At 32.8% G+C, this 10204-nt stretch carries 9 protein-coding genes and 1 pseudogene; 1 reads left to right on the forward strand and 9 read right to left on the reverse strand.

Translation table 11 applies throughout. From position 1 onward, the window contains the following. Positions 1-23: 23 nt before the first annotated feature. The gene (locus FPG59_RS03525; RefSeq protein WP_086453237.1) at positions 24-464 is read right to left on the reverse strand and encodes a hypothetical protein; all 441 of its coding nucleotides are present in this window, start codon (positions 462-464) and stop codon (positions 24-26) included. A 271-nt stretch (positions 465-735) separates the two neighbouring features. Between FPG59_RS03525 and FPG59_RS03530 the strand changes: the two genes are divergently transcribed. Then, entirely contained in the window at positions 736-3561 is a 2826-nt protein-coding gene (locus FPG59_RS03530) for a pitrilysin family protein (protein WP_086453238.1), read from the forward strand. A gap of 114 nt (positions 3562-3675) precedes the next feature. On the opposite strand, the gene FPG59_RS03535 is transcribed toward FPG59_RS03530, so the two are convergent. The 8 genes and pseudogenes from FPG59_RS03535 to FPG59_RS16860 all read right to left on the reverse strand — a co-directional run. Then, positions 3676-4032, reverse strand: a complete 357-nt coding sequence (locus FPG59_RS03535) for a hypothetical protein (protein WP_086453239.1) — start codon at positions 4030-4032, stop codon at positions 3676-3678. 9 nt (positions 4033-4041) lie between these two features. Continuing rightward, positions 4042-5220: an AIR synthase related protein gene (locus FPG59_RS03540; protein WP_086453240.1), complete on the reverse strand. Its 1179-nt coding sequence runs from the start codon at positions 5218-5220 to the stop codon at positions 4042-4044. 98 nt (positions 5221-5318) lie between these two features. Then, the gene (locus tag FPG59_RS03545) at positions 5319-6119 is read right to left on the reverse strand and encodes an OmpA family protein (protein ID WP_176330684.1); all 801 of its coding nucleotides are present in this window, start codon (positions 6117-6119) and stop codon (positions 5319-5321) included. Positions 6120-6329: 210 nt separating this feature from the next. Beyond that, a complete protein-coding gene (locus FPG59_RS03550; protein WP_086453248.1) occupies positions 6330-7823 on the reverse strand; it encodes a carboxypeptidase regulatory-like domain-containing protein in 1494 nt (497 codons plus the stop codon). 43 nt (positions 7824-7866) lie between these two features. Next, a complete protein-coding gene (locus FPG59_RS03555) occupies positions 7867-9255 on the reverse strand; it encodes a CsgG/HfaB family protein (RefSeq protein WP_086453242.1) in 1389 nt (462 codons plus the stop codon). 1 nt (position 9256) lies between these two features. Further along, positions 9257-9661, reverse strand: a complete 405-nt coding sequence (locus FPG59_RS03560; RefSeq protein WP_086453243.1) for a curli assembly protein CsgF — start codon at positions 9659-9661, stop codon at positions 9257-9259. Positions 9662-9677: 16 nt separating this feature from the next. Beyond that, positions 9678-9998: a CsgE family curli-type amyloid fiber assembly protein gene (locus FPG59_RS03565; RefSeq protein ID WP_314839997.1), complete on the reverse strand. Its 321-nt coding sequence runs from the start codon at positions 9996-9998 to the stop codon at positions 9678-9680. A 5-nt stretch (positions 9999-10003) separates the two neighbouring features. Continuing rightward, positions 10004-10204: pseudogene (locus FPG59_RS16860) on the reverse strand (hypothetical protein); the annotation flags it as partial.

Raw genomic sequence — 10204 nt, forward strand, 5'->3', positions numbered from 1 at the left:
TTCATCGGTGTTTTTTTATTACTCTATTTTTTCCCGAATTTCCAATCAAATTCATCTTTTTGATTGATAATTGCTCCCAATTCAAATTTTACAACCTCATCAAATTCAGTTTGAAAAATCATCCAATTTTCTTCATTGAAATAATTCTCAAAAGTATCAAATTCCTCTTGAGTAAATTTAGTTATAGACTTGCTAACTAAATCTTTTTTAACATCACTAATTTTTTTATTGATGATTTTGTTACCAAAAAGCTCAAGTTCTGGGCTTGATGCAACGATGTATCCTAATTTAAAATCTTCTTCAACATAAAAAGTCAAACGCATTTTTAAAGAGTTGTATGCATAAATAATATTGTCATCCTCGTCTTTATAATTTCGGTTTGGTTTTCCGTAAATAGCGGTAACATCATTTTGTTTCATTCCAAAAATGAGTTTATCAATTCCGTTTTTTGTATTTATTTTCATTCGTTTTACTTTAAAATTAAAATAGTGATGCAAAGATACTTCATTATTAGAAAATCTATCAGGACTATTGAGGTTTTAATCTCTAATTATTTCCATAAAAACAAGTTTAGCCATCAAGTTATACAGATTTAAACTTTTAAAATAACAGGAATACTACTCCACAGAATTGTTTAAAGAAAGATAGTAATAAAACAGAGTTGCGTGTCATTGTACTCATTTATTTCTTACTTTTAAGCTCCAAAAAACAATATCTTAAAATTAAATTTTCTCTATGAAAACAAACAAGTTGCTCCTGTATTGCTTAGTAGTTTTTAGTGCAATCAATTCCTACTCCCAAAAAAAAAGTTCAAAAGAATTTAAAGTTGATTTTGAAAAATTCACTTTAGACAATGGCTTACAAGTCATTTTGCATATTGATAAATCAGATCCTGTTGTTGCTGTTGCACTGACAAGTCATGTGGGTTCTGCAAGAGAGATACAAGGAAGAACTGGATTTGCACATTTATTTGAACATTTACTTTTCCTTGAATCTGAAAATTTAGGAAAAGGAGGGCTTGATAAAATGAGTGCTCGCATAGGCGGAGAGGGTGCAAATGGATCTACTAGCCGAGATAGAACCAATTATTTTCAAACTGTACCAAAAGATGCACTTGAAAAAATGATTTGGGCTGAAGCAGATAAGCTTGGTTTTTTTATCAACACCGTAACAGAACCCGTTCTTGCTAAAGAAAAACAAGTTGTAAAAAATGAAAAAAGACAAAGTTATGACAACAGGCCTTATGGTCATAATTTCTCTGTGATATCAAAAAATTTATATCCGTCTACTCATCCTTACAACTGGGATGTAATAGGATCTCTTGAAGATTTACAGAACGCAACATTAGATGATGTTAAGAATTTTTACAAGCGCTGGTATGTCCCTAACAATGTCACACTAACAATTGCCGGAGATATTGATGTAAACCAAACCAAAATTTGGGTAGAAAAATATTTTGGCGAAATAAAACGTGGCGACGCTATCCCAAAAATGGAAAAACAAGCTGTTGTTTTACCTGGTACCAAAAAACTGTACTACGAAGACAATTTTGCAAAACTTCCACAACTTACTCTTACATGGCCATCAGTTTATGAATACCATCCAGACAGCTATGCCCTAGAAGTTCTTGCCAATTATCTTTCAAAAGGTAAAAAAGCTCCTTTGTACAAAACCTTAGTAGAAGATAAAAAAATTACTGACGCAGCAGATGTTTTTCAGTACAACTCTGAAATAGCTGGACAATACATGCTTAGCGTTACCGCTTTTGATAAAACAAATTTAAATGAGGTCATGAATGGTGTCAACGAAGCTTTTGCAAAATTTGAAACTGAAGGTATTTCGCAACAAGATTTAGATAGGATTAAAGCAGGACAAGAAACTGCCTTTTATAACAATTTATCAAGTGTTTTAGGAAAAGGATTTCAACTTGCACAATACGAGATATTTGCTGGAACACCAGAATATATTAATCAAGATGTCAAAAATATATTAGCTGTTACCCGTGATGATGTAATGCGCGTGTATAAAAAATACATTCAAAACAAACCATTTGTAGCAACTAGTTTTGTTCCAAAAGGAGAAAAAAATTTAATTTTAGATGGCTCCATATTGGCCGACGTAGTTGAAGAAAAAATCATTGAAGGCAAAGAAGACTCTTTTGATGCAAGTATAGCTGCTACTTATGAAAAAACTCCTTCGAAATTTGACCGAAGCATTGAACCAGCATACGGCGCTAGTCCAGATGTAATTTTACCAGTTGTTTGGAAAGATAAAATGCCATCAGGAATGTCCCTTTTGGGTATCGAAAATTACGAAGTGCCATTAGTACAATTTCAATTGCAAATTAAAGGAGGCTTATTGCTAGAAAATTCAGAAAAAATTGGAGTTTCAAACATGCTTGCCGAGCTTATGACCAAAGGAACCGCAAATAAAACACCTGAACAATTAGAAAATGCTATTGAGAGTCTTGGTGCTTCTATAAAAGCAACAGCAAGTGATGAAGCTATTTCAATTTACGGCACCACACTAGCAAAAAACTATACCGCTACTATGGCATTAGTACAAGAAATTTTATTACAACCACGATGGGATACCAAAGAATTTGAACTTATAAAACAAAGTACACTGAGTCAAATAATGCAGCAAAAAGCAGATCCTAATTATATTGCTCGAATTGAGTTTAAAAAATTACTTTTTGGCACATCTATTTTATCTAATAATCGTATTGGATCTGAAAAAACCGTTAGTTCAATTACTATAGATGACTTGAAAAACTATTTCACTACGAATATGTCTCCTTCAAATGTTAATTTTCATGTAGTTGGGGCCGTGAATAAAAACAGTGTTTCAAACTCCTTAAAAATAATAAGTAAAAATTGGAGCACTAAAAATATTGTTATTCCAACTAATGCCAATACAACAGCTATTTCAAGCTCACAAGTCTATTTTTATGATGTTCCAGGAGCTAAACAATCTGTAATAAGAATTGGCTATCCAGCTCTTGCTGCTACTGACTCGGACTATTATCCAGCTCAAATTTTAAATTACCGCTTGGGAGGAGGCAGTTTTGCCTCACAATTAACACAAGAATTACGTGAAGGAAAAGGATACACATATGGTATTAGCTCCATGTTTATGGGATCTGTAAATAAAGGATTTTTTGCAGTATCGAGTGGTGTTCGTTCTAATGTTACTTTTGAATCTGTTGCGTTAGTTAAAGATATTTTACAAAAATATGGTACTAATTTCAATGCAAATGATCTCGATGTTACAAAAAGTTATTTGATCAAAAGTAATGCTAGAGCTTTTGAAACATTATCATCAAAACTTGAAATGCTCTATGACATTAGTAATTACAATTACACGGATGATTACGCAAAAAAACAAGAAAATATTGTAAAAAATATTACAATAGATGATATAAAAACTCTTGCGAAAAAATATTTAGATCCAAATAAAATGATTTATCTCATTGTAGGTGATGCTGAAACGCAATTGAAAAAATTAGAACAATTAGGTTTTGGCACACCAAAATTAATTAACAGCCCAAAACCAAATTAATAAATCAGCAGTATTACAAAACAAAAAATAATTTTTCTGATTCACCAGCTACGTAAAAGTAGCATTTCGAATCAGAAAAATTATTTTTATATAAGGTGAGATTAAGAGGTTTCTCTACTCATTCATTTCATCATAACGTACAGGAACTTGTGGGTCATACAAAGAACATTTAAATTCCTCCAATGTATCTGAGAGTAAGTTCATAGTTTTTCCATCGGTACCGTAGCAATCAATTAAAATACTTTGAGAAGTTGATTTTACTTGAAACGCACCTGTTCCATTTGGATTCTTCCAGCTGTTTTCGTCTACTTTTTCCCAACCTGAAAAAACGGATGACAATCTATTCCAAATTACAGGCACAGGCAATTCCTCTAGTCCTTCAACAAATTGCTCCTCAAGCAATGCCTCATAAACTAAATGATGGTTTAAATAAATTCCTTCTTGATATTTCCAAAAGATTAATTCGTACATAAATTATTTTTAATATTCAAAAGTTCCATATTCACTCTTTATGGTAAGCTTTTTTGTTTCAGAATCTTCTACTCTACCTACAATTTGTGCATCAACATCGAATGATTTTGAAATCGCAATGATATCTTCTGCAACTGCCTCAGGAACATAAAGCTCCATTCGATGGCCGCAATTAAAAACCTGATACATTTCTTTCCAATCTGTTTTTGATTGTTCCTGAATTAACTGGAACAATGGTGGTACAGAAAATAAATTATCCTTTATAATGTGTAAATTGTTTACAAAATGTAAAATTTTGGTTTGGGCTCCACCGCTACAGTGTACCATACCGTGAATTTCATTTGACGAATATGTATCTAAAATTTTCTTGATGATAGGCGCATACGTTCGCGTAGGCGAAAGCACTAATTGTCCTGCATCTATAGGCGAATTTGCTACTGCATCTGTTAATTTAACTTGCCCCGAATAAATTAGTTCTTCTGGAACTGCAGCATCAAAACTTTCAGGATATTTTGTCGCTAAGTATTTTTCAAAAACATCATGACGGGCTGATGTAAGTCCGTTACTTCCCATTCCTCCATTGTAACTTTTTTCATAAGTTGCTTGACCAAAAGAAGCTAAACCTACAATAACATCGCCTGCTTTAATATTAGCATTATCAATTACTTTTGAACGCTTCATGCGCGCTGTGACCGTTGAATCTACAATTATAGTGCGCACAATATCACCTACATCAGCCGTTTCACCTCCTGTAGAATGAATAGTTACACCATAAGAATCAAGCTCTTTTATTAACTCCTCGGTACCATTAATAATTGCTGAAATTACTTCGGCTGGAATTAGATTTTTATTTCTTCCAATGGTTGATGAAAGTAAAATATTATCGGTTGCCCCTACACACAATAAGTCATCAATATTCATTATTAATGCATCTTGAGCAATACCTTTCCATACAGAAAGATCACCTGTTTCTTTCCAATACATGTAGGCCAATGAAGATTTAGTACCTGCTCCATCAGCATGCATAATCAGGCAATAGTCTTTGTCTTGTGTTAAATAATCGGGTACAATTTTGCAGAAAGCTTGTGGAAATAAGCCTTTATCAATGTTTTTAATGGCGTTGTGCACATCTTCTTTGGATGCCGAAACACCGCGAAGTGCATACCTTTTTGAAGTATCTGAACTCATTTAATTTAGTTGTGAAGCCTGCTTTTAGGCAGTTAGTTGTGGCGCAAAGATACTAATTTGATTTAGGAATAAGGAACTTGATTTTAGGATTTATTGCACTATTTTTGAAGGATTAAAATCTCTACTCTTCTATTAGCTGCACGTTGTATTTCGTTTTTTTCTGGTAATGTAAAAATGGGTTTATTACTACCATAACCTTTGTATGCCAATCTCCTTTGTTGAATTCCATTTTTAATTAAATAATCATGAATCGCTTTTGCGCGACGATTGGATAACTTCACATCATTTGGATCTGGATTACAGCAAATATGACCGTGAATTTCAATATTTAAACTGAGTTGACTCCTCATAATTTGTAACAGCTCATCCAAATTCACCATTGAGGAATTGACCATAACCTCTGAGTTAAATTTAAAATTTATATTTTGCAAAGTAACAAAATCACCTACTTTAGCTTGTTGAATTTGTGAAATTAAGGTGTTGTTATCATTATTGTTTTTTGGGGATTTAGATAGATCTGCAACCTCACTTTGATTTAATTTACTTACGAATACTTCTTGAACTTTAGAATTAGATTTTTTTTGATAATATACAATTACTTTCCTATTGATAAATTCTTGTGTTGCTCCTAAAAAATCTTCTCCAATATTATCAATAACTAGAGTACTATCTAATAAAAAATTGTTACGTATTAAGTGCTTTTGCACGTTTACAGCGCGCCTAAGTGCTAATTGCTTATTGTACTGATTTGATGCTGTACTGTCACAATATCCTTCAATTTTAATCACATTAACTTCTTTATTTTTATCCAACCATTTTTGAAAAACTCTTTGCGAATGAACATTAGGTTGATCTTGGTCTAAATCAAAATACAGTATATGTTTCTCCTGAGAATTCATTTTGAAACACAGTAATAAAAAAAGTACAATACTCCTCATTATTCTTTGTTAAATATTTGATACTTATTTATGCAACCCTTTTTGATTCTAGTTTTCATGATAATTTTTCTTTAATGTAATAAAATACATGATTTAATAAACTTATAACTAAACGCAAAAAAGCATCTAATTCGTACTAATTAGATGCTTTTTTTAAATCATTAATTTTATTTATTCCCAATCAGGCATACTTGCATTAGAAAACAACAGCGTTCGAGATCCTCCTACATTATTTGTTGCAGGAGTATATTTTATAATATTTTTAATAGATAAACCATCGTTTGAGGTATTCATCAAAATTAACTCTGCTTCATTGGGGGCGTATCTCACATCTAAATCTAAGGTTCCCAATGGTTTTTCTAAACCAATGTCAGTTATTAAATTTGAACTTAAGGTACACTGAAAAACTTTTGTATCCAGTTGTCTGTAATTCGCATCCTCAAAGCCTGAAACATCTCTGGTAAAGAGTAATCGCTGACCATTTACTGAGAAATTCAGCCCTCCAGTAGCACCTTGTGTACCAGATAGAACTTGATTAATAACTGTACCTATGGCATTAATCACAAAGATTTCAGTATTGTAGCCGCTTGCATCGTTTACTTTCAAGGCAATTTTTGTTCCGTCGTTGCTCCAATCACATTCTGAAATGAATTTTCCATTTGTTGTTTGATAAATTTTGGTCAAGCCACTGCCATCAGCATTAATTTTATACAATTTGTCAAAATAAGGATAGATTAATTGACTGCCTGAGGCGTTCCACGAGAAATTGATAAAGTCCGAGTTAAATCCAGCAATAGGAATAGAGTTAGTGACTTTAAGTATTCCAGATCCATCTGGATTCATAGTATACAAGTGATTTTGCGCACCACTTGATCGAATAAAAGCAATTTTATTCGATGGAATATTTTTTCTTGGTCTCCAACTATTAGTATTCGATGTTGTAATTTGGACACTTTTCCCGGTCTCATCGCCAGAAAAAATCACATTATTGTCACTTATTTTTCTAACAAATAAAAACCTTGCGTTTGGAAATCCAATCGTTGTAAAAGTTTGCACCGGACTTAGTACTGGAGGATTGATTCCATCGGATACTGAAACTTGCCAAAAATACTTCGTGTTATATGCTAAATCTTTCAACAAGTACGTACTGGCAGTAATATCTTTGTACACTGTAACCTCATTGCTCGTGTTTTTCCTTAATATAATTTCATACTTCAGAACGTCTTTATCCGGATCTGTAGCTGAGAAATTTAAATTTAATTCTATAGGCTGATCTACAGCATTGTCCATGGGCGAAGTTAATACCGTAGCAGTAGGAGGTCTATTGTTGGATGTTGATAGCTTTAGCTCAAATACAATATTTGTTATTTGATCTCTGTTTACCTTTGCAGGTTCAAATTTTGCCAAAAAACCTTCCTTTTGCGCTTCTAGAGAATAATCTCCCACCCTTACATTTGTAAGAACAAATTTACCTGCTTCATCTGTAAAAACGATACTTGTACTGGGACTAGAAAACACTTTGACATTAGCTAAAGGTTTAAAATCAATGGCACTGACAATTTTCCCTTCGATAGTCCCGAATTCATCTCCAGCTAATTTTTCTTCACTGCATGAACTCAAAAAAAACACAAAAAAAAGAGCCTGTATAAGATGGTTAATTTTCATTGTTAAGGTATTATAGTTGAATGAATAGCTCATGGTAATGTTCTTATTTCGATATGTTTTTTGAAACAGTATTTTTTTTACTATTAAAAAAATAATACGTGAGTCCAAAACCAAAGCGATAATAAAAATCATCACGCACTCCTCTTATTTGATAGTCAATGTTGTCACTAAAGTTTAGATTATGTTCGCCATAAAGTTTGATTCCTATGGCATTTGAAACCATATATTCTAATCCTAGTCCATATTGAGCTTTAGTATGCTTGTTTTCGAAATTTTTGTTTACTCCAAAGCCACCACCCGCAAATAGATAGGGTGACAATTTATCCTTTGGTAAAACGATAAATTCAAGATTAAGATCAAATGTTGCGTAACCTACATCTAAAAGATCTTTATTAGCTAATTTCATGACATTAGTAGAAGCACTGACATTGAACGAAGGAGTAAAATAGTATTTTAAGGCACCTCGACCCGTGGGGCGAAACATGGCGTTAGGGTAATCGCCATCCATTAGTGCAGCACCACCAGTTAATTCCATTGCGAAACGAGATCTTCTTTCTTGTAGTTTCCTGCCATAAATTGCCGTAGTAGCAGCATCTGAATTTTCTTTTTCATACTTCGTTAAGATTGCGTCAACCTCTGGTTTAGGTACATCAGCATCCCAAATTTTTTCTTTGATTCCTTCTAAGACTAAAGTCGCAACTGCTTTTTCAATAGCCTCTGTAACGGCCATTTGCACAGGCTCGTTTGTTGTATATCCCGTTTCTACTTCTAATAATCTTTTGAAATTGACATACTTAAAAAGACTTTGATCTATTGCTTGCGATAAAATTGTTTTTGAAATATAAACTGATTTTAAAATCTTACCATTTGCCGTAGATACCATTCTTAAATAAACAGTTACACGATCTTGTCTGTATTTAATAGATCCACCAGTACCGAAATAACGCGCTCCAAACCCGCCAGTAATTATATTAGAGTCATAGGAAATAATTCCACCTTCCAGTAGAACACCCGCGTATAATAAAGGTGTAATTTGCGGTACATTAGGATCAACATCTTTGGAATATTCTTGCCGTGTAGATCGAATAAGGTTACGTTCTTGCAATAAATTACCAATATTTTCTCTTTCGATGGGAATAAACCATTTTGAATCTTCAAGTGCTTTAATTAAAATTGATGTAGCCCCTTGGGTTACGGCTGTACTAAAATTGCTACCATTTTCAGTAGCTTTGTACTGTCCAGTTTGGTCTCGAAATTTATAAAGTCCAACTACTATGGGCTCTTTAGGCTTGGGCAACTCTTTCAAGAGTGTTGTAGCTGGAGTATTTTCTCCAATTACTGCCTTTTCTACACCAGTAGGTTGATTGTAATATGCTCCACAACTGGAAATTAAAAAAAAAATAAGTAAGGGTACACATTTTAATGTATTCATATTATCGATTTGGGATGATTACTTGTGTTTGTTCACCTGTTTTAGTATCTAAGATATCTACAGTTAATCCTCCAGACGAAGGATACACCTCAACAGAAAGACTACCAAAAGTGTAGGAACCTATTTTAATACCATCATTACCAAATTGTTGCTTGAACAAGGAGCTCGAAACTTGACTTAAAAGTAGCGAGTTTAAGCTTGATGTAAACCGCTCGAGTTCAGTTTGAGCAGGTTGCGAAATTGATTTGTCTGTAAACTTATTTTGGGACTCCGCCGAACTTGCCAGCCATTGATAATTAAATGTATCACCCCCAAAAGCAGGATTTTTAGGTTTGTAAACTAAATCCTGTGCCATTACGGATTGAAAACCAAAAAAAACGATTGTTAAGACATATAATAATCTCATAAGTTAGTGGATAAAATTAATACTGAGTAAAATATTTGTTTTGCTTTTCTAAATTCTTAAGATGTAAATACGTGGCATAAATAGCTTGTTCACCCATTTCATTTAGATATTCTTCATCTGGACGCGCTAAAAATTCATATATAATATCATTCTCTATCGTGATTACTATCTTGGTATTCCTACCAAAACTAAATTCCTCTGTTAAAACGACTATTTTTTTGGCATTAATTTTATACTCATTATAGAGATAGAAATACAAATCATAAAAATCTTTACCTACTTTAGTCTTCGTTTCATTTGAAATAATTCCTATTATTTCAAAACCGTCAGCAGGAATATTAGCTACGTTATCTTTTTTTTTTGAGCATTCAGCACAACTCGATCCTTTCCTATTAACTGCTTATTTTCATTATAAAAAAGTAGTAAAACAATAACCTCATCTGTATTGCCCAAATTGATTTCTGTTGTAGACAGATTTTTATTTTCACTTGGATTTAAAGAAAAAATTCCTTCTTGAACATTATTTGACTGATTATCATTTAT

The organism is Flavobacterium sp. FPG59 (assembly GCF_002150205.1).
Classification (GTDB): Bacteria; Bacteroidota; Bacteroidia; order Flavobacteriales; family Flavobacteriaceae; genus Flavobacterium.

Excerpts from the sequence above, each read along its gene's own strand:
- FPG59_RS03525 (WP_086453237.1), bottom strand. The coding sequence starts at position 464 with ATGAAAATAAATACAAAAAACGGAATTGATAAACTCATTTTTGGAATG.
- FPG59_RS03530 (WP_086453238.1), top strand. The coding sequence starts at position 736 with ATGAAAACAAACAAGTTGCTCCTGTATTGCTTAGTAGTTTTTAGTGCA.
- FPG59_RS03535 (WP_086453239.1), bottom strand. The coding sequence starts at position 4,032 with ATGTACGAATTAATCTTTTGGAAATATCAAGAAGGAATTTATTTAAAC.
- FPG59_RS03540 (WP_086453240.1), bottom strand. The coding sequence starts at position 5,220 with ATGAGTTCAGATACTTCAAAAAGGTATGCACTTCGCGGTGTTTCGGCA.
- FPG59_RS03545 (WP_176330684.1), bottom strand. The coding sequence starts at position 6,119 with ATGAATTCTCAGGAGAAACATATACTGTATTTTGATTTAGACCAAGAT.
- FPG59_RS03550 (WP_086453248.1), bottom strand. The coding sequence starts at position 7,823 with ATGAAAATTAACCATCTTATACAGGCTCTTTTTTTTGTGTTTTTTTTG.
- FPG59_RS03555 (WP_086453242.1), bottom strand. The coding sequence starts at position 9,255 with ATGAATACATTAAAATGTGTACCCTTACTTATTTTTTTTTTAATTTCC.
- FPG59_RS03560 (WP_086453243.1), bottom strand. The coding sequence starts at position 9,661 with ATGAGATTATTATATGTCTTAACAATCGTTTTTTTTGGTTTTCAATCC.